Below are 21,281 nucleotides of genomic sequence, written 5' to 3'. Positions count from 1 at the left end.
CCCCTCCCCCTTACGCCGTGCCCAGCAGGCTGACGATCTTGGCGGCCGCGTTCGACCATTGCACCACCACGCCGCTGCCGTTGGTCGTCATGGGGAAGCCCACCACGCTGGGCAAATACAGCACCACCGGGGAAGTGGCAGCCGTGCCTGTGTCGGCGTAGAGGGCGATGTAAGACGCCGTAGAACCTGCTGCGACCGCGCCAAAGTCCACATCGTTGGCGTCCAGCACGCCGCCCGCCACCGTGACGCCCGTCAAGGTAACTGCCGCGCCCACCACCGCGCCCAGGTCGGGCAGAAACTCATGGGCCGCGTCATAGACATAGCTGCCGGGCAGCATCACGGCCTTGAGCGTCGCACCGGTCAAGGGCAGATCGGCAGACAGCAGGCGCTCAGCGGCCTTCGGATAGAACGGCAGGCCAGCGGCCGCGATCTTGATGGGGCCGGTATCCCAGGGCACGCGTACCTCGCCGCCGTTGGTATCCATGGGCAGACCCTGTACCGAATCCATATAGAACAGCAGCGGTGAGGTCGAAGGGCTACCGGTGTCCATATAGAGCACCACAGCCTTGATCTTGCTGCCGGGAGCAAGAATGCCAAATTCAGCGGGGGCTGCGTCGAACACGCCACCGGTCACGCTCTTGCTCGTCAGCGTCTGATCGGTACCGACACGGGTGACGGCCGACAGAAACTCATGCGCCGCGCTGTAGGTATAGGCGTCAGATACCAGTGCCACCTTGATGGTGGCTGCGGCAAAGTTGATGGCGCCCGAAAGAATCTTCTCGGCACCCTTGGGGTATGCGGTGTTGGACATGGCTGCTCTCCAGAGATTGCAGCCAATGTCCAAGAATCAGGGTTCGCTGGCGAACCCTAGAGGGGTGGCAACACTTCAAACGATATTTGCCCGACCCGCTTCATGACTTCCATAAAAAAGAATTCTTGCCGTACCGGCATAGATGTTGCAGGCAAGAACTATTCGTAATCTCCAAAGTCAGGCTCCAACGTCCCAAAATTTATCGTGGTTATTGGAGAAACAATCTCAACCTCGGCCACCTCCAAATCAGACGTCTTCCCATATAAATCCCCATAAATAGTAATCAAAATCGGAGATATAAATGTTTCTGTAGTGTTGGCGGTAACGCCGCCCATTGGAACATCATCACCATCGATGGAATCATGAACCGATAACGAGAAGTCCCCCTCTGCCTCCACAGTAATTGATGCGATAGCTTCAATGACCAAATAGTCTTCTTCACTTTCGATGACTTTTAATTCATTTGAAACTAGTGAAAATCCTTTAAACCACGCCTCAGCCCCATCAGGCTCCCATTGCAAAAAAGAATCCGCCTCCTGATCCGGGGTAAATCCATCGAGTGCAGTCTTCAACTGCAATCCAATGCCATCCAAGAAGCTTTGAGCCTTTCCACTATTTAGCTCCGTTTCCAATCTTTCGATAAATTCCTCAGGTGCACTCTTGCGATTGAGGATGGCTAGAACCTCAGATAAATCATCCAGGCATATCAAATTATCGGAAGCTTCGCAGTAATTCTTCCAATCATCATCCTTTGTAACAGCAATAACCTTGAAGCCCTCTTGGCTAGCCCAACTGTCAATAGCCATCAGGACAATGGCATCAGGAAACTCTGATTTCTTTTTTCCCGTTTCACTAAATGGTGCGTGGTTCGCAAAATATTTCTGCAGCAAACTTGTTACTGACACGTATTGTCCGCACTCAAAAATCTCGGCCCCAGTAGCTTCGACAAAGGCTTTCAATCTTTTTTCAGCCAAAGCTTCAATATCATTCTTATTTGGGATAAGCGACTTTATTGCTTCAGTTGCCCCAACCTCAAAATACAAATGATCACCAGCATCATTTATAGCCTTCTCTAAAGCGCTGTGAGATGATTTTATTTTTTGCTCAAGATGAGTTTTCAATTCCCCGTATACAACATCAGGAATCAAAAAATCAACATCACTCTTCTTCAGCTGAGACAACTTACCTAACAGCCCTTTTTCTAATTTGAGGCCATTCGCAATATAAATGGACGTGTCTATTACTATTGCATCAGGATCAAGTGGCTGATTCATTTTCCCCTCCAAATTTTCTTAGCGCTCTGAAATTTTTCCTCAACGGCGTCCCGCACTGTACTAAAAGCTCCGCACCCGCTATACCTCATCGCAGTATTTATACATCAATTGTGATTGACGCAATCAACAACACCTCTCGTCTAATTAATGCCCTTGGCAGCTTCACGCAGTTGCTGACGTAGCGCCTTGGGCGCTGTGTCCGCAATCCGGTCGCTTCGCTCCTTGCCCATCTCCCGTACGCGCTTCCACACATCGGGCATCTTGACCACGATAGGCTGCTCGGGGTTGTCGCGGTTCCAGTCGGCTAGGCGCTCGCGCACCCGCTGCACAGCAGCCTCATCCTTGCGAAACAGCGCGTCGGCCCACTGCGCTTTGATTTCGCTGCTGGTCTGGGTATAGAACGACTTGCTTCGCTGCATAAAGCTATTGGCCTCCTGCACCTCGGCCACGCTCTTGGGCTGGAAACCGATGGCCTTGGCCGCGGCCTCGGCCAGGGTCGTATCGATCACCTTGTAGCCCTTGGTGTCACGGTACATGCCCGTAGCCGCCATATCGGCGCCCTTGGCCAGGTTGCGCACTGCGGTGGGCGAGATTTCCAGCGCCGCCCCGGCCACATCGCCGCCCAGCAACTTGCGCGCACCGGTGAAGCCGCGCGCCACCAGATCCCCGGCCGGACCCACGATCTCCATCAGATCCCGCTCGCGGTTGGGCTTGTTGAGGAATAGCCCAGTACCAGGCAGCAGGTTGCCCATGCCCAGGCGTCCGGACACATCGATGGGCGCGCCCGGCAGGCCAGACAGGCCCTGCTCCATGAACTCGCCCAGCTCCTTGCCCACCACGTTGGCCAACAGTTCCTTGCGCCATTGCTTGGCGCTGATGTTGTAGCCCATCATCTGGCCGGCGCCATCGATCAGGTCCTCGGCATCCTCCATGAAGGGCACGCCGCCGGCGCCGCTCATCAGCAGCAGCATGGCCAGGGCCCAGCCCACCGCGCGCTTGCCCTCGGGCCCTCCCTGGGTCCACATGCGCTGCATCAGCTCGAGATAGCTGACCGAGTAGGTCTTGAAGGTGAACAGCGTGCCCCCGACCGCGCCGCGCGCCCACTTGGGTTTGTTCGCCTTGGAATAGACGAACTGGGTTTCCAGCACCGCCTTGCGAGCGAACGCTGCCGGATCCGCCATGCCCTGCTCCTTGGCAATGCGGTAGGACGCAATAAACGTGCTGCGGCGGTTGAACTGCTCGGCCAGGGCAAAGGGCTGGCCCCAGAGCACCTTGCCCTGCTCCCACAGGTTGCCGGCCTTGGCGCGCAGATCGCCTGCCTTGGTGCCGTCGCCCGAGCGCAGCATGCCAGCGCCGCGGGCCTGGGCCATCAGCTGATGGATTTCCTGGGGGCTGACTACGCCGTCATCTTCAGCAGACTGCAAGGCCTTGGCCAAGTCGCTTTCATACTTGAAACCCTTGGTTCCCATGTCCTTGAGCGCGCGGGCCAGCTGAGCGCCGGCCTTCTTCATGCCGCCGTACTGGCTCAGCCAAGGCAACGTGACCGCAAAGGGCTGCGTCGTATTCACAAAGGCCGAAGCGATGGAGCCGCCCAGATACTGGGCAAACAGCATGCCGCGCACGGCTTGCCCTTCCTCCTGCGGGTCGCGGATGTAGTCGCGCAGGCCCATGGCCAGATCCTTGAGCTCGCCCTGCTCCTTGGGGATCTTGCCGATGGCCGTTTCCATCTTGCCCGCATTCAGGCCCATGGCTCCGGCGCGCGCGTTGGAGTAGACAAAGTTCGCCACCACTCGCCCAACGTCCTCGCTGAAACCGGCGATGCCCTTGCGGTGAATCAGCCGCTTCATGGCGCTGTGGTTGTTCTTGGTCAGCTTCAGGAACTCCTGGAAAGCCTTGTCCTGTGCTTCATTGCCCTCGGCCTTCAGCCCCAGCATCTCCCCGAACTGCTCCAGAGTCTCGGGCGTCACGCCGGCAAACAGCTTGTAGGCCTCGGCACTCATGGTGCCCGTGGTGATGGTCGCGCCCTTGAACTCCTGTGCCAGCTGCATCTTGGCCCGGTTGGACTCGCGCGCGGTTTCGTACATGCCGAAGTACAAGCGCTCGCCATTGGCGTCGACCACATCCACCGTATAGCGGCCAAAGCGCGACAGCGGGGCATAGCCGCCCTGCTGCAGATCCACGGCCGTCTCCAGGCGGCGATTGATCAGCTGCATATAGCCCGCCAGGCGGTCGCGCGAGTCCGGGTCGGCCTTTGCATCCTGCTCCAGGGTGTCCAGCAGCAGCTGTGCGGCAGCTTCCACGGATGGCTGCGCCAGCACGGCATCGCGCATGGGCTCGTACTTCTCGCCCACTATGCGCAGCATGTCGGTGCGTGCCGTCATGTCGATGGAGCGATCAATGGCCGCGCGCGTCTCGCGGTACAGGCTGATCTGGTTGGCATCCGTCCCGAACTGCGCCTGCAGCTCTGCATCGGTCCAGACAATGCCGGCCTTGAGCATCTTGTTCTCAAAGCGCGCGTTGATGAGCTTTTCAAACTGGGCCACGGGCAGGCCTTGCCACATGGCCAGCACGCCCGCATCGATCTTGCCGTGCTTGAGCAGCATGGCCGCCTTGTTGTGGGCCGACAGATTGGCATAGCGCTTTTGCAGGTCGTCCACCAGGGTCGGCTTGCCGTTCTCGTCGCGCGCCCAGATCAGCGTGCCCTCAAACAGCGGTCGGGCCACGGCCTTGTTATCAGCAGCAGAGACAGGCTTTTTCTTGAGATCGCCCAGAGACTCCACGCGCGGCAGAATGCGCGGCGCCATGTCGGCCGCATCATTGGCCAGCATGCTCACATCGTCGATGTTTTGCTGGGCAGATTCATAGACCGGCTTGAAGCTTGGGGCGCGCTCCGCCAGGTGGCGCATGGTGCCCACGGACTTGTCCCAGAGCGATACCTTGCCCTCGTGGGTGAAGGCATTGGTCAGCTGCTCGAGGGCGCTATCCCTGATTTCGGACAGGCGAGAGCGACTGAATCTCAGTCCTTCGTCTGCGTCTGGGTCTGCTTGGCCAGAATTGCTTTGATCTTCTCGCTCGCGTCCGCGTCGTCCTTCATCAGAGATTCGATCTCGGAGTCGGTCAGCCGGTTCGTAACGTGCGAGATAGCGGGCTTCCGACTCGGTGAGTGCGTCGAAGCCGTAGCCTGTTGCGGCGCGGTATTCGTTTTCGAGGTCACCATGTTTTTGTCGAAGGGAAGCGAGGGTTTCGGGAGAGGGTTGGATTTTTGCACTGTACTGCTTGCCGGTCAACGCAATGACCCCGGCCACGGTGCCGCCGCCTTCCCGAATATGGCTGGCCAGCGCCGCGAACGTGCCGCCCTGGGTCAGGGTGTCGTCCACCAGCAGATAGGGCTTCGCCTCCACCGCGCCGGCGAAGTCCAAGGGCGCGAAGATGCGATCGAGCCCATCCATGCCGGTGCGGCGTGCACGGTTGGCCTGAACAATGCCGTTGGCGGCCTTAAGGCCCAGACGATGCGCCAGCACCTCGGCCGCAGCGCGTGGAATTTTGTTGCGCCCAGACGCCTCCTCGGCAGCCACCGGCACGACCAGCGGCTTGGTGTCGCCAATTGCGGCCTTCACTTTCGCCACCAGGTCAGGAGTCACAAGATCCATGGCTAAGCGCACGGCTGCCTCAATGTCCCCGCCCTTGGCGGTTGCATAGTCAGGGTGCGAAGAAGCCGAGCCCAAGGTGCTGCCGATGATGGCATCTGGCATGCTGGTTGCGCTGGTGCGGCTGAATGCAATGTCTTGGCTCATTTCCGCACCAGTACCACGCTCCACCCAGGCGCGCGCCGGCAGGATGTAGTTGCGGATCAGCTCGGCATCCGTCAGCGCCAGCGACTTGAAGCCCGGCACATTGGCGCGCAACCAGGTACGGATTGCGGCCACTGCACGACGAACAAAGCCAATCTGAGGCGTGTTCTGCGCCATCTCGGCCAGCACTTCCTCGGCGGCCGTGCGGCGGTCCAAGCGATTGACGCGGCGCAGACCGTATTCCGCGATCTTCGCATCCACATCAGCCTTACGCATGGTGGCCACCTGATTCAGAATCAGGCCCAGATCCTTGCCAAATAGACCGCGCAGGCCATGGTGGCCCAAGGCCTCATGGAACAGCACGCGCGCAGCATCGTTGGGCGTCTTGAGCTTGGACGCCATCAGGTACACCTTGCCCTGATAGTAAAAGCCCTCCGGAGCGCCCCGGGCGCCGCCGCTGCGCTGCTTCAGGTCAGCTCGCCGCGCGCTCTCGGGCACCACCGGATCCTGCATGTCAAAGGCCACGATGACCTCGGGCCCGTTGGCCCAGGCCTGCCGAATGGCATCGGCCGTTCCCTTGACGGCGCGCACCGCCTCGGCGCGGGCCGCTGGCGAATAGCTGGGGCGCACGTTCGTGGTCGGTGCTTGAGCAACTGCGGCAGCGGCTGGCTGGCCTGCGTCCATGCCCTGCAGGAAACTCGCCACATCAAAGTCAGCGCCGGCCAATTGCTCGGACTCCTGGCGGCGGAAGCTTGGTGTATCCGTGCTATCTCTATCCGTTACCAGCTCAGTGGCGGGCTTGTCGATAACCACCATACGGGCAGAAACGCTGGTGTTCACTGGAAGGCTCGGGTCCATGAAGGAGCCATCGGGCAGCTTTTCATTCGTGGCGCCGCGCTCGTCCAGCCACTCGCGGAAGCCCTCGGCGCGCTTGTTCGACTGGAAGAATGCGCCCTCGCCCACGATAGCAACCAGACGACCACCGGGCTTGAGCAGGCCATAGGCGTGCTGCACATGCTGAATGTCGCGCCCGTCAGAAAACGGCGGATTCATCACAATCCGGTCGTACTGCTTGCCTTGGAGCTCCAGGAAATCCGAGCTCACCAGGTTGTAGCCTTTGGCCTCCAGCAGCTCGCGGCGGGCGTTGGATAGCTCACCCACATCAGGCTCCACGCCGATCTGCTCACGAATGGCATCAGCAATGTGCGCCATACCAGCGTGTGGCTCCAGAACCTCCATACCCGGCTGAATCTCGGCCGCATCAATGGCCGCTTCTGTCGCTGCCTGGCCAGTTGGGAAGAAGTCCAGGCCATCATTGGCGCGCCCCACCATGGAACGCTCGAGCTGCTTGATGCGGTCAGGCTCGGCACGCTCCTGGCGCAAGTTCTGCAGCTCGCGCAGGGCGCTGCGGAATTCGGCGGCGGTCTGAATGCCCATGCGCTGCAGGCGCTGGCGCTTCTCCAGTGTGCTCTCCAGCTGCCAAGGCAGAGCCAGCACCTTGGAGCCCTTGCGCTTGCCCAGCTTGGCAAGATCCTCCACAAACGGCATGCCCAGTTGAATGCGCTTGTCGCCATCACCCTGCCATAGCCCCTGCTGCATCGCCTCACCGGGCGACAGAATCACGCGGTTTTGGCCGCGCTTGATCTGCAAGACCACGGCTTTGCCCACCAGACCACTACGCTTGATGGCGCGCTCGGCCAGATCCTTGCTGGCGTAGTCTGCAAAGCCGCCCTTGGTCTTGTTGCCGAAGTGGCTCACACTGAGCAGGTTGTCTTTCGCCCAGCTCGTGTAGGCGTCAGTCACATCATCCGCAAGACGGGCCAAAGCCGCGCCCATCTTCTTGCCGCCCTCAATTTCCAGCAACTGGCGCGCCAGGCCGGCAAGGTCGCTGCGGTACATAGAGAAGCGGGGAAACTCGGCAAAGTCCACCGTCTGGGAGTCCATGGGCGCATGCTTGTGCTCTTCGACTGCAGCCCAAGATCCATGCTTGGCCATCAGCTGCTGCACCTTGGCAGAGCCCAGAGCCTGCAGCAATTGAGACAGCTGTGTCTTGGTGCGAACACCATCCAAGAACTGGACCTTGTCCGCCTCGATGGCGTCCGCCAGATTGCGCATGGTGCCTGCGTAGGCCTTGCTGCCGCGCGCTGCGTCCTCGGCCGCATTGGCCATGCGTGCCCGGCGGGCGGTATTGGTCTTGCGGTCGGCCCCAAGCTGCTCGTCGGCGCCTTGGTCCAAGGCTTCCGCCATCGCGCGCAAGCGCTCTACCGTGGTCTGGCTCTTGTCATCCTCGAAAGCGTCGCGGCGCTGGTTGGCCAGATCCTGAGCCTGGGCTGTATCGCCGGCCACCAGCTTCTGGAACGCCTCAGCCGCTTCACGGGTACGGAACTGAAAGCCCGGTACCGCGCCATTGCCCCGATAGCTGCTGTAGCTGCCGCCCAGGCGCTTGGCGCTGCTGTTGAGGGTGTCGTAAGCATCGCGCTCCACGCGCTCGGCCAGCTGCACCACAAACAGGTCATGCCCATGTTTGGTGTGTTTGGTGGCGATGATCTCGCCGGCCGTGGTGTTGCCGGCGCTTTGCACCGTGACCCGGGCCCGGCGCTTTTCCGCCTCGCGTTGGTCCTTTGTCTGCGCGGCCTCCAGGGCATCAAACTGCTGGCGCTGCTCGGGGGTCAGGCGCAGATAGGCCGCTTGGCTGGTTTCCCCTTGGTCGACCCAATGGCTCATGAAGCCGCGGAAGTCCTGCAAGGTCTTGGGGTTGGCCAGCGCATCAGCCTCGGCCGCACGCTTGGCCTTGAATTCGTCGCGCATGGCCTTAATTTCAGCCGCGCGGGCTGCCAAGTCTTCGGCCGTGGTGTTCCCCACCATCTCGCGCAGCGCCTGGGCCTTGTCGGCCTTGTTCTTGGCAATGGAGTCCGCCGACAGGAAATAGCTGCTGGGCCCATAGCTGCGCCCCAGCGCGTAGGTATCCAGCATCTTTTGATAGGCAGCCAACACAATGGCGTCCTTCTTCTCGCTCCCCATCCGATAGGCAAACGCTGGGCCGCCGGCGCGCAGCAGCTTGTCCTTTGTCAGCTGCTGCAGCTCAGACAGAACTGCATCCCTGCTGGCTTCCAAGTCAGCAAACGTGCTCTTGTAATCATCCAGCGCCAGCGTGCCAGCGCTGATGCCGTCCTCGATCTTGTTATGACGATCAAGGAAAGAACTTGCTGCGGTCGCTGGTGCTGACTCCTTGGCTGCCTTTGCTACTTTGGCGGATGCCGCAGCGCGCATCGCACCTATGCCTTTGGTCAACTCCGGGTTTTCGGCACGCACTTCATCAACCAGCGAACGAATACGGGCCTTGGCCTGCTCCAAGGTTTCATCCCTGTCCTTGAGAGTCGGCACCAGCTCCACCTTGTCATCGGTCACAGGCGAGCCATCCGCCATCTTGAAGGTCAGGCTGCTTGGGTAGCCGTCACGGTCATAGCTGACACGGGTGATGATGGCGCTCTTGCTATAGGGCATGTTGTCGCCGCTCTTGAAGCTCAGGAACTTGAGCAGCGTTGCCTTGAGGTCAGCGGCCTTTTTGTCGGCTTTCTCCTGAATCTTGGCGGTCACTGCGTCCTGGTCGGCCTTCACCTGCTCCGGGGTGCGCGCGGCCAGCACGGCCTTGCTCGCGCGATCCGCGTTGTCACCGACCCAGCTATCAAAGCGCTCCATGGCCTTGTCCAGCGCGCTATTGCGGCTGTTGGCCTGCTTGCTGTTGAGGTTTCCGCGCCCAGCAACGAACCCACTGTAAGCGCCTGCTCGCACACTCATCAGGGATCGGTACTGCTTCAGGTAGTCAGCGCGCAGACTTTCTGTAGCTGCTGCCAAGGCATCACGCTGGGCATCGGTGGTGGCGAGCTTTTCAGCAGCTGAACGTGCCGACTCCATGAACTTGTCAAAGGCCTGCTTGTCCCCATCGGCGCGACTGCGGCCCGAGTGGGAAATGCCGCTGTAGCTTTGCACAGCTTCGGACATAGGAAAGTCGCCACTATCAGGCTGCTCCTGCACAGAAGCGGCATTCGCGCTTGGCGAAGCCTTCACCGCTGCAAGAGCCTGCTCCACCGGTGCATCCAGCACGATGGCCTTGACCTGCTTGCCTTCCTCGGCTGCCGCGACTGCCTGGTGGTGGCCGTCAATGATGTGGCCATCGCGCGACACAATCACCGCGCGGTCGCCGGTGGCGCTCTTGGCCGCCTCCACCTTGGACGGCGAATATTCAGCCTGGGTAGGCTTGAGCTGGGCCGCGTCCACGGTCGTGGTTTCGTGGGCAATGCCCTGAGCCTTCAGATGCTTGACCAGGCCGCCATGGTTGGCCGTGGGCACCTGGGGCATCTCGGCGCGTGGAATGCCCAGCGTGCCAGTCTCTGCCGCGAACTGTTTTTCATCGCCAACGGGCTGCGCTGCAGGCTTCGCCGGGGCCTCTCCGGAGACAGCGGACGGCGCTGCATTTGCTACGCTTTCTGCAGCATCCTGCGCTTTACTGGCAGGCGATGCAAGCGGCTCCACCAACGAATCGAGCAGCTTGTCGCGGATCTTCTCGCCAATATCCGGCCATGCCCGCGTGTGCAGGTTCTTGCGTGCAATGGGGTTCAGGCCTGCCGCGGTGGCCGTCACGGCCTGACGCTCAACCGTGGTCATGCGCGTCCAGCGCTCGCTGGCATCGAGCTGTCGCTGGCGCTGGGCTTCACGTTCGGCATTGCCTTCGCGCGCAATCTGTGCCGCCTTGCCTAGGGCTGCTTGGGCCGCGCCGGCTGCTTCCGAGACTTTCGCTTGAGCTTTCGCAAGGCTCGCGCCTTGGTCTTGCGCTCCAGGGTTCGCAGTTGGGGTGGTGCCATTGCCTACCCCCTGGCCTGCATCTTGGCCAGCTTGCGCTGCTCCTGTTTGCGCAGGTTGCGCGCTGCCTTGCTGGGTTTGATCGGCTTGATAGACATTGCCATTCGCTCCTGATTCAATAGCTGTAAGCGTTTTTTGCGCAAGCGCTTGGAGTGCTTTTTCCAGTTTCTTGGTGCGCTTGTGATTGGGACCGTAATAGGCAATGGCCTGCTGCAGCTCCTGCTCGCTCATGTCGGGAACCTGCTTGGCCAGTATCTGGTTGATGCCCGTCAGTTGCACAGGTGCGGGCGCGCCGGCGGTCGAAGCGCCGCGCCCCTGAGCGCCTGCGGCCTGCAGCTCCAGCCGGGTGAGCTGGGTCTGCAGCGCATTGCGCTGGGCAGCCCTATTGCCGTCCCAGCCCTGCGTCGCGCCCTGCTGATTCATGAAGGCGATGCGGCTCTTGAGCTCGTCCATCTGGGCCTGCAGCGATACCTCACCGGTATCCGGATCCACACCGGCGGGCACCTGTGGCGCGGCCTGCTGCTGTTCCAGCACTGGCGCAGCCTGGGGCTGCAGCACAGGGGAAGCGCCTGAATCCACCGCCATGGCCGCCGCCTTGGACAGCGCGCCGGCCTTCGGATTCAGTCCCATGCGTTGACTCAGCGGCGCCTGGGGCTGCCCCTCGCCCACCAGGCTCAGATTGCCCGTATCCCATTGGCGCGGCGGCTGCTCGTTGGACAGCGGCTGCAGTCCGGTTTCGACCTCAATGCGGCCGGAATCCAGTTGGGGCGGCATCATCACGCCGGCTTTGTCACGCAGCGCGTCGTGATCCAGCACGGGGGGCACGGCCGCCGGCTGCGTGCTTTGCAGGCTCAGACCACCGGTATCAAACTCGCGCTCAAAGGGAATTTCCTTGCCGACAGCCTCGGGAGCCGCGCCCGGCAGGGTTTCATAATCCAGATTTGGAGCATTGGCCGGGGATGCAACCGCAGTACCTGACTCAGCAGCCTCGGCCGGCGCGGCGCCTTCACTGGTCGTCCAAGCCTGTGCTTCTGGCTGCTGCGCGGCGGCTGCCACCGCAACTCCAGTTGCGTCTTCAGCAGTTTTCAGGGCATTCGCTGCCGCCTCGTCCCAGCCCCTTACCCACTGCGCCTTGGCTACGACGCTCTTGATCGAATCAGGCGGAGTGCGCGCCTCACCAGAGGCAAAGGCAGCTGCTCCCTCGCCATGCCGGCGTGTCGCACCCTTGTGAGCCATACCCTCCACCGCGCCGAAGCCGCCTCCCATCGGAGCTGAGGCCAGGCCTTCCAGTGCCGCCTGTCCGGCAACACCCTGCCAAGTTGGCACATCGAAGCCTTCGCCCTGCAAGGCCGTGTTGGACGCATGCCGCTCCTGACCGCCTTGCAGCATTTCCATCGGGGCTTCTTTGGCCGCGCCCGCAACTGCAGAGCGCACGACTCCCGGGGCCACCTTCTCAGCAGCCTCGGCTGCCAATCGCTGTCCAGCCAGTCGCCGGACAGCGCTCTCAGCACCGGTGCCACCTGCTGCCGCGCCCAGCACACCGCCCAGAGCAATACTTCCCGCATTGGGTCCTGCGTACGCCTGGGCAGCATCGGCGCGCTTGGCGGCTTCCGCCTCAGTCGCACCCGCATCGAGGTGCTTCTGCTTCACACTGTCATGAATCTGCCCCTTGATGCCGCCGACACCTTGGGCGGCGCCCAGTCCCACCTGAGCCGCGCGCGCGGCAATGGCAGGCACAGCACCACCACCAGTCAGCAGGCCGGCCGCCAGCGTGGGGGCAGAAGTGCCCAAGGCATTCAGCGTGGTATCAAGTGGCGCGTCGGCAAAGCTGCCGGCATAGGCTTTCACCTCTTCCCAGGTGCTGCCCGAGTCCTCTGCCGCCTTGATCTTCTCGGCACGCTCCTGCTTCTTGGCTTTGGCGTAGGGAGAGGAAAGATCGGTCAGCGCATCCGTGGCCTTACCCAGCGCGCGCGATGCGACGTTGTCCGCGCCCGCCACATCCGTGAGCATCTTGACGCCCTGGGTGATCCCCGATCCCAAAGCAACGGCCGAGTCTCCAGCGCTGCGCAGCAAGCCAGGGGCTTGCGGTGGGCCTGATATAGCGCCGCGCTCCCAATCAGGCGAGGCCTCCGAGGCCGTTGCGTTGCTGGAGAGGGTGCCTTTTTCCCAGTCTGTTTGTGTCATCCCCCAATGACACCTCACCCCTGGCTGCAGGTCGAACCCTAGCGGGGTGGGTAATATCCCATACAAACTGAAGACGCAAAGGAGGGATCAATGGTTCGGGACTTGTTGCATCGGGCAGCGTTTGAGAACAAGGGGGAAACCCAGGTTCGAGTTATGGCTCAGAGGCAGGATGCCATCGGGCGCGAGGCGGTTGCCTGGCTCGAAGAGCAGAAAGCACTACGAGAAGCTGAAGCTGCAAAACTACGTGATGCCCGAGAAGAAGAGACGCTTCAGCTTGCCAGGCAGGCCAATGACATTGCCGAACGCTCAGCCGCAAGCGCCGAAAAGTCAATGAAGGCGGCGCGCATCTCGATCGCGATCGCCGTCATCTCCGCACTCATTGCGGGCGCGAGCTTGATCCTGACTTGATGTACATCCTCGCGCAAGCAGGTCAACGCCGCGCGCGATGTGATCCTGTAGCCACAGTAGATACTCACGATCTGCCAGCTTGCCTGTATTGACTCGCTTGGCTTCATTCATCGCCCGCACGGCGACCAAAACAGCGACAACAGTGGCAGCCAGATTGAGGACAAAAACCAGCTCGATAAGGTAAGTGCTCATGAGTCAATGACACCTCATGCCAGGTGAAGGCGTCGAACCCTAGCAGGTGGGATAGAGGCATAGGCGCAGTGCGTTCGCATCTTTTGCTGCAAAAGATGGGCATGAAAAAGCCCGCCAAAGCGGGCCCATACTCAATGCGACATGGTTTATGTCAGCCGTTTATCTCCAAGATCACATCCGAGTGTTCGCGCATGCTTTCCTTCACGCCATGGCCAAGCGTCACCAAGAAAAGCTGTGCGCCCTCTCTTCTAGCAAATTTCATGGCAGGAACGAAGTCGCTATCACCAGTGACCAACACAATGATTCCTGCTAGGCCTTTGAGCGTCAACGCGGCGATATCCATACCGAGTCGCATATCAACACCTTTTTGGGTGATGTTCGGCTGGAGTTGATCTGCATCGATAGTGATCTGCGCTTCCTTGGATCCAAGCGCCTTTTGACGAACGCGCCACCCATTGAAGGAAAGCTCACCCATGCGCAAAGCGAAGAAAGGTGCACGGGCAAGATCGGTATAAAGGGCGGTCATTCGACCAACGAGATCCTGCTTACCGAAGTCCATCTGACCGCCCTGCAGCGGACGAGTCACCACATCTTCAAGTGGCTTGGAATCGTAGTAATAGACACGATGCAACTCATGCCCTGCAAGGCATTCGTGTCCTCTGATATGGGCTACTAAGTTCGTGATCTCTGCTGCTGTCGCAGGCTTTTGGCTGCTGCCGAGCTTTCTCTTGACAAATCCACCGTCAATAAGGATCGCGTACTTCATAGTCTCCCAAAAAAGATTGGCCGCCTGACGGGTCGAAGTGCAAAGACTTCTGTTATATGTCACCCGAGAGGCAGCCGTTTTTTATGGCGCATGCTTAGCAATTTGCTAAGAGCGTGGTCTGATTGTACACATTAATAAAAAAATGCACACAACTCTTGTAGAAGTTGTACCCCAAGAAGGAAGACCTATCGTTGTACATGGGACCACCCTCTGTTTCACTACAAGTTGCACGCCACGGCATCCGCTCCTTCGATTCACATCGATCGACAGATAGTTTGCAAGTTCAATGAAATCAAACTGCTCTGCTACAGTGCCTTTGCAGGAGGGAACATGCAGACAACTACAGCCACACAGGCAACGCCAAGACCGCTCATATTTGCCCGTCACCTGATCGGCATGGGGATCGTTGCGCTGGCCAACCCGCTGATCTACTACAGCGATAACCCAACTCGCGCCTGGCTTGAGACTTGGCTGCACCCCATCGTATTCGCACTAGTTGCATTCGGCCTGTATGCGTTGTTCCTCACCAAGCGCGCCAAACAGGCATGGCCCAAGAGCTTTTTCATCCTCGCTTGGGTGCTGCTGGCGCTGCTGGTGGCAAGCCCCTGGATCAACACGCCACGCTCCAATCCCAGCACAGTTCAAGCTAGAAATGGCGCACCAACTGCGGAGAAGAGTGCCCAGAGCGTTGATTGGGAAAAAGGGGTGCTAACCCCTCCGTCCAAGCCCTAGCACTACCCTCGCGGCACCCACTGCTTGCCATCCCATACAGCTTGTCGTCCGGCCACCGTGGAAACGGTACCGACCGGCCTGGTTGTAGGGTCAGCAAGTTCTGGCTTGATTGCTCCATTTGCTTTCTGAGTATCAGCGCCCATCCGCCTCATTTCCCCAGTTCGCTCATTGACCGCGCCCAGAATGCTTTCGGTCTTGTTGCCCTGGGCATCAGTGCCGCCCTGCAGCGCGACTGCCTTCCAGCTATCCGAATCCTTGCCTGAGTAGGCGCGAATCTGCGCAGCAATCGCGGCCTGTTCCTCGGGAGTCTTAGCGCTCAGATACTGATCTTGCAGCTGGCCGATACGCTCGGCAGCGCGGATCTGCGGCGCGCGCAAGCGTTCATCGTTTGTGATGCGCTGGGCATCCAGCTGGTTGCGCTGGGCACCCAGAGCCAGCTGGCCCAGCCCCAGACCGATCTGCCCTTGTGCACGGCGGTCTGCTCCAGCCTCGGCCATGGCTGCGCGGCGCAGACCGGCATTGACTTCATTGGTACGCATCTGAAAATCAGGCACTTTGCCCTGGGCGGCCAAGTCGGCGCGGCTTGCGTCCAAAAAGTTCTGCGCTGCCGGGTTGTTGGCCGCACCTTTGCCGCCCCAGCGCTGGGTGTTCATGATCGAGCTGGCCGATGTCTCCAGATTCTTGAGCCGCTGGCGCGCCGCCCAGTCATTGCCGCTATGCGCCACGGCTGGGGCACGCAGGCCAAATCCACCCTCCTCGGTGGAACCTCCGGCAGCAGCCTGAGCTGCATTGGAAGCTGCAAGGTTGTCGGCCGCAGCCAAATTCCGCGCATTGGGCTTGCCCGTGAATCCAGCCGGGAAGCCCATACCACTGGCTTGGTCGCTGTACTGTCCGCGCCCATGGTTGTACACACCCTCCGGCAATTCACCGCTGGCGCTGGCAGCCGTCGCGGCCTGAGCAGCGCGCGGCGCGCTGCCTACCGTGTTCGTCAGGCCTGGTTGGATCGCGGCTGCCGCAACAGGAGCCGCAGCTGGCTTGGTGCTTGCTGCAGGGGCAGTTCCAGGCGTGGTGGCTGGTGAAGCCGGTTGCTGCGCTGCATGGGCCTCCGAACCGATCAAGCCGCCCGCAAAATTACCGACCGCATTGACCACGGGCGAGCCGACCTTATCCGCAAGCTCGACGCCGTACATACCCAAGCCTTGGACAGCAGTACGGGCAGCGGTACCGGCGGCTTGCGCATAGTTGCCAGAGCCCCACTGGTCGCGCATTTCCTGTGCACGATCCTGCATGTAGAGCTCAGAAGGTCCAGGCGAACGGGTGGCGACAGCGGGAGCCGCGACGGGCGGTGCTGGATTGACTTGGGGCCCCTGGGTTGCATCAGATGCACCGGCAATCGAGGCAACGGGAGCTGCAGCAGGTTGAGCAGCAGGAGCAGGCTGCACTTGTGCCTGCGTTTGCCGGCCAGGCTGCTGCCCGATGGCATCTGGAACTTTGGCAATCTGGCCGCTGCTTCCGAACTGGTCGCGCCCGAAGCCTGCACCTGAGTAGACCGGCACCCCTGCGCTTGGGCTGGCCTGCGGAAAGGTATTCGTTGGCGATGCCTGGCCGCCGCTCGAGCGCTGCAACTGATCCTCCGGCGCGCCGCCGTTGGCAAAGAACACCTCGGGCTTGAGTCCCAACTGTGGCGCAGCCTGGGTTTGTGGCGCGCTGGCCTTTGGGGAATTCAGACCGAACGATGCTTGCACTGGGGTATGAGTGGCATCTACCACGCCCTGAAGTGCTTGCTTACCGCCCATGGCATGCACAGTATCGGGCGGCAGCACGAATTCGCCCGGCTTGAACATGCCAGGAATGCTGTCGGGCGCCTGGTTCTGGGCTTGGGCTCTGGCTTTGTCCAGCTTCGCGCCCTGGTCTGCGGGGATGGGTTTGGACAGTCCGAACATGCGGTACCTTAAAAAATGTAGGTCGCGTTGACCTGGGGAACATCGTGGCGAGTGGCGCGGCGCAGATCCGCATCAGGCCGCGCGCCAAAGTAGCCGGTAAAGGCCGCCTCGGCCGTGGCCGCGCGCTGCGGGTCAAACCCGTCGCTATCAGGCTGACTGAAAGCCCGGTGCAGTGCCCAATACACCAGATGCTGGTGGCTGGCCGCGTGGATTTCCGGCTTGTCGGTATCGTTGGCCAGGGGTTTGAGCGGCAGGCGGTAGGCCTCCAGCGTCAGCACCCCAGCCTCGCGCGGCGTGGGCACCAGGCGCAGCGCGCCCTCGGTCTGGATGGCATACATCGCATCGCAATCCAGGCGCACACGCCAGTCGGGGTGGTGTCGATCCAGCCATTCGCGCGTCACCAGATCCACGGCTTTGCCGCGATGGGCCGCCGCGCTCGGCTGCCAGTGCAGATGCGCGATTTCATAAACCTTGGCGTGGAGCTGATACGAGGCCTGACCCGTGGTCACCGCAATAGTGGTCACCGCCGGCGTGCTGTCATCGAGCAGCAGACGGCCGCGCACGGCAGCCTCGTCCTGGGCTTCATTGAGCCAGCGCGTTACGGTCTCGTCTTCCCACAGATAGGGCGCCAGCTTGTCGGTGGAGTCCTCGCGGAAAGAGTCAATCAGGTCCTCGAGGTTCATCAACGCACCCCGAATTGGTGAATCAGGCCGTTGACCGTGATGCGCATGTCGTCCACCTTGACCTTGGCGTCAAAGGCGTGGTCGTACTTCTTGGCGTACTCGGTCAGAGCTGTTTTGTTCATGCCTTGCACGGTGATCAACATGGCCTCGCGCTGGTTGTCCACTTCCTTGGCCTTGTCGTCCAGCGCCTGCTGCTCGAGCGCTGCAATCTCTTGCTCTGTGAGCTCAGGCTGCTGCGCATTGGATGAGTCGCTGCCCTGCTCTGTAGTCACCACCGCCCCCTGCTCCGTGCCTTCGGTGCCGGTCTGCGCCTGGCCCAGTTGCTGCTGTTGCTGCAGCTCAGCGGCTGCGGGCTTGAGATCTGCCGTGCGCTTGAACTCCACAAACTTGAGCAGCGGCTTGGCGATGGCCTCGCTCACCAGGCGTTCCTCTTCGGGCTGCCAGATGTGGCCGGTAGCGCGGTCGCGGTAGATTTTGCGGCCGGTATAGGTAATGCGTACAAAGTTCATGATGCTGGGGAGTGTTCAGATGGACGAATGCGGGCGCTACCCAAAGGCAGGCCCGCATCCTGGGAGCGCTCTTTACAGGGCGCCGGTGGAGATGACCTGCAGCACCACATCGACGCGGGCCGCCTTGTCATTGGCCGTGCCCGAGGTGGTCAGCACCAGATAGGCATCCTTGGGCAGCGTCAGGGGCGCCTTGGTCGTGGCATTGCGCAGGCGGTCTTCGACAGCCAAATCCAGATCCACGCCGAAGTACTCGGCATCCTGGGGCACCTTTACGGCATCCACGCCATCGACGTATTCAAAACCCAGATCGCCTTTGACGCCGGCACTCAGGCCCGTGGACACGACAACCATGGCATCCACCAGCGTGGAGCCGGCAGGGATGATGCCCAGTCGCACCTTGTCACCCACGGCAAGAGGCGCATTGGAGTCAGCGTCCAGCGCGCCGCCGTTGGCGCCGGTCTTGAGAATGAAATGCAGGACATTGAGGTTGCCCCAGGGAGTCGCACCGAGTTGGTTGCGGTGCTTTTGAGAGTTGGTCACGGTGGCCATGGTCGGCTCCTAGATTGAAACGAGAGGAATCACTCCATCCAGTCAGGCAAGGCGCCGCACTATGGCCGCGCCCTGCTCTGCCGGATTACTGGCGCGCGCCGATGATGGGAACTGCGGTATCGAGGGCGATCACACCGTGGTCGGTGTAATGCTTGGTGCCGTTGCCTTGGTCCACGGCCCAGCGCACCTTGGATGTGCCCTGGATGGCGCCAATCAGCAGCTCCATCTTGTCGTCGTGGTCGAATTCCTTCTCCTTCCAGAAGAAGGGCATGCCACCGTGGCGGCTGGAAGCAAACGCTTGCGCCAGAGCCTGGCCGCCCAGCAGCAGCGCGCGATCCACGGCATGGGTCGTGCCGAAGCTGGCCGGCACGATGCAGGAGCTTTCCTGATCGCTGGTGTTGCTGGCGCAGTACTTGATGGTGTCGCCGGCATAGAAGCGGATGGGGCGCGGCTGCTTGCAGATCAGAATACCGTTCCACAGACCCACTTCGCCCAGGAACAGAGGATGGCGCTCGGCCTGGCTGGCCCGGGTCAGCGCGTTGGCCTGGAATGCGCGGAAATCCTTGTCCTGCGAGAACTGGTGGTACTGGGCGGGGCTCACCATCAGCATGCGCAGCGGAGAATCGTCGGCGGCCTGGTCGCCGGGCAGACGGATCGCAGGAGGCGGCAGCGCGATGGACTCCACCAGCGTGCGGCAGGCATCCACAATCGTCATGGTCAGCGCATCGGTGGATGCGATATCCATTTCGCCGGCGTTGGCCGCGAAGCCCTTGATCGCATCGCCATCGGCCACATAGTGGCGGTTCTTGGTGGGCGCCAGCACGGGGTTGACCGCAATGGCTTCAAAGTCCGCGTGCTCTTCGGTGGGGATGGCCCACTCGATGTTGTTGTGGAAGCCGCGCGCGCCGGCCAGGTGCATCAGCGATCCCTGATCCTGGTAGCGATCCATCAGGCCTTGGGCAATAGGACGGCCGATCTTGCGAAACTCGACGGGCGAGCGCAGGTCGGTCATGGTGTCGCCCACATCCACAGGGAAACGCGCCTGGTTGACGCGCACACGGGCCTTGTCCAGCGACACGCCCGTGCCCTTGCCCTCGGCCATGCGGGCCCCCATGATGGGATACGCGCCAACGGGCTGCACAAAGTGGAATTCCACCTCATCGCCCTTGCCGCGCGACAGGTCAACGGTACGCACGATGGGCATATCATTGGTGGTCTGCTTGCGCAGCGTCGCAGCTGCCGAGCCCTCGCCCTTGGGCATGGTGCCCACCATCTGGTTGAGCTTGGAGTTGCGCTGCATGGACTGCGCGAACAGTCCGGCAGCTTGTACGAACTGCGCATTGGACGAGCCTGCGCCTACACTGGTCTTGGACATATCAAGTCCTCCTGCTATGGGACAAGGGCGCTCTCATCACGAGATGGCCCGGGAAATGGTTTGTGGCGGGCCTGACGGCTACACCACGCTATTCATCAGACTGGTCTGGCGGTCGCGGGGCAGGCTGCTCACGTACTCCAACAGAGCGGCCGGATCGCTGGCCAGCGCAACTGCGCGTTCTGCCTCGGTGCCTGCAGCTGCCGCTCCGGGCAGACTCGACAGGCTCACGGGTGGCGCGGTCTTGGCATCGGCCAGTGCCTTGGCCACTGCTGCTGCAGTGGGATCGGCTGTCGCCGCGCCTGCCGCGCCCGCATGGAACTGCTTGAACTGGCCGAGCAGGTCAATCACATCCTGGGCGGTACCCGCTTGCAGGGTGCGGTCGATGGCTGCCTGCATGTATCCAGGCTGACCAGACTTCCAGCTGGCGAACTCCTTGGATTCAGCGACTTCAAACGCATCCTTGTGTGCGTCCAGAATCTTCTGGGCGTGCGCCTGCTCTGCTGACACGGCCTGATCGCGGGCTTGCGCCTCGCGCTGGGGAGCCAATGCAGCCTCCACTCGGGCGGCAACCAACTTTTCAATGCCGGAAGCAATCCCCTCTTCGGAGAAATCCCCAAACAGGGAAGCATCGGTACCGCCTTGCACAAGGCTTGTGGCAGCAGCAAGGTTCTGGTCTGCCTGGGTCGGCGCCTTCCCGGCATCCGCACGGGCTTGGGCTTCGGCCTGGGCTTGCTGCAGATTGGCAGCCTGTGCGGCCGTCATCTGCTCCAGCTGGGCGCGCAGTTGGTCGCGCTCGGCAATGGCCGAATCGCGCGCGGTGCGTGCCTCTGTCAGCTTTTCATAGGGGATGGTGTAGCCACCGGACTTGCTGGCAATGGGCGCGCCCTCGTGCTCTTCCTGAGTCGATGCGTTTGCGGCAGTGCCTGCTGTGGTGGCAGTTGTGGCGGCTTCAGCGCCGGTGGCAGCTTCAGTCGCGGCCTGGGTGCTCTCGGCATTTGCCGGGGCGGCCGCGCCTTCGGGTGCAGAAACGCCAGAAGACCCGGAAGCATCCGCATCCAGATCCAATTCGCCTGCAAAGGCTGCTGCCAAGAGTTTTTGAGCTTCGTTCACTCTGCTGTGCTCCGTTCCCAGCTATCCGGCTGGGCCTGTTGGTGGGGCACACCGATTCGAGGATCAGGCCAGGGCCGAAGCCCTGACCATCACA

General features: G+C 61.3%; 12 protein-coding genes. 2 read left to right on the top strand and 10 right to left on the bottom strand.

From position 1 onward, the window contains the following. Positions 1-10: 10 nt before the first annotated feature. From AAIL66_RS16080 to AAIL66_RS16070, 3 genes are all read right to left on the bottom strand, one after another. Positions 11-811, bottom strand: a complete 801-nt coding sequence (locus tag AAIL66_RS16080; RefSeq protein WP_343497203.1) for a hypothetical protein — start codon at positions 809-811, stop codon at positions 11-13. Between the two features lie 158 nt (positions 812-969). Then, positions 970-2,085, bottom strand: a complete 1,116-nt coding sequence (locus AAIL66_RS16075) for a PIN domain-containing protein (protein ID WP_343497202.1) — start codon at positions 2,083-2,085, stop codon at positions 970-972. 140 nt (positions 2,086-2,225) lie between these two features. Further along, complete coding sequence (locus AAIL66_RS16070) at positions 2,226-12,920, bottom strand: PLxRFG domain-containing protein (RefSeq protein WP_343497201.1); 10,695 nt, start codon at positions 12,918-12,920, stop codon at positions 2,226-2,228. Between the two features lie 90 nt (positions 12,921-13,010). Between AAIL66_RS16070 and AAIL66_RS16065 the strand changes: the two genes are divergently transcribed. Beyond that, a complete protein-coding gene (locus AAIL66_RS16065) occupies positions 13,011-13,328 on the top strand; it encodes a hypothetical protein (protein ID WP_059441792.1) in 318 nt (105 codons plus the stop codon). Between the two features lie 343 nt (positions 13,329-13,671). Here AAIL66_RS16065 and AAIL66_RS16060 read toward each other — a convergent pair whose 3' ends face one another. Further along, the gene (locus AAIL66_RS16060) at positions 13,672-14,286 is read right to left on the bottom strand and encodes an NYN domain-containing protein (RefSeq protein ID WP_059441793.1); all 615 of its coding nucleotides are present in this window, start codon (positions 14,284-14,286) and stop codon (positions 13,672-13,674) included. 330 nt (positions 14,287-14,616) lie between these two features. Here AAIL66_RS16060 and AAIL66_RS16055 point away from each other — a divergent pair, with 330 nt between their 5' ends. Continuing rightward, positions 14,617-15,018, top strand: coding sequence for a hypothetical protein (locus AAIL66_RS16055; protein WP_059441794.1), 402 nt, complete (start codon positions 14,617-14,619; stop codon positions 15,016-15,018). A 2-nt stretch (positions 15,019-15,020) separates the two neighbouring features. Here AAIL66_RS16055 and AAIL66_RS16050 read toward each other — a convergent pair whose 3' ends face one another. The 6 genes from AAIL66_RS16050 to AAIL66_RS16025 form a co-directional block, all read right to left on the bottom strand. Then, positions 15,021-16,961, bottom strand: coding sequence for a hypothetical protein (locus AAIL66_RS16050; protein WP_059441795.1), 1,941 nt, complete (start codon positions 16,959-16,961; stop codon positions 15,021-15,023). A gap of 8 nt (positions 16,962-16,969) precedes the next feature. Further along, complete coding sequence (locus AAIL66_RS16045) at positions 16,970-17,644, bottom strand: DUF6682 family protein (RefSeq protein ID WP_343497200.1); 675 nt, start codon at positions 17,642-17,644, stop codon at positions 16,970-16,972. Next, a complete protein-coding gene (locus AAIL66_RS16040; RefSeq protein ID WP_343497199.1) occupies positions 17,644-18,153 on the bottom strand; it encodes a hypothetical protein in 510 nt (169 codons plus the stop codon). Before AAIL66_RS16040 ends, AAIL66_RS16045 begins: the two co-directional genes overlap by 1 nt. A 72-nt stretch (positions 18,154-18,225) precedes the next feature. Next, positions 18,226-18,702, bottom strand: a complete 477-nt coding sequence (locus AAIL66_RS16035) for a hypothetical protein (protein ID WP_343497198.1) — start codon at positions 18,700-18,702, stop codon at positions 18,226-18,228. Positions 18,703-18,787: 85 nt separating this feature from the next. Continuing rightward, positions 18,788-20,077 carry a DUF4043 family protein gene (locus tag AAIL66_RS16030; protein WP_343497197.1) on the bottom strand — a complete coding sequence of 430 codons (1,290 nt, stop codon included), beginning with the start codon at positions 20,075-20,077 and terminating at the stop codon, positions 18,788-18,790. Between the two features lie 78 nt (positions 20,078-20,155). Beyond that, positions 20,156-21,187, bottom strand: a complete 1,032-nt coding sequence (locus AAIL66_RS16025) for a hypothetical protein (protein WP_343497196.1) — start codon at positions 21,185-21,187, stop codon at positions 20,156-20,158. Between the last annotated feature and the right edge of the window lie 94 nt (positions 21,188-21,281).

This window comes from Comamonas sp. F1-6, from assembly GCF_039581415.1.
Classification (GTDB): domain Bacteria; phylum Pseudomonadota; class Gammaproteobacteria; order Burkholderiales; family Burkholderiaceae_C; genus Comamonas; species Comamonas thiooxydans.
This window is presented reverse-complemented; position numbering and strand designations above follow the sequence as displayed.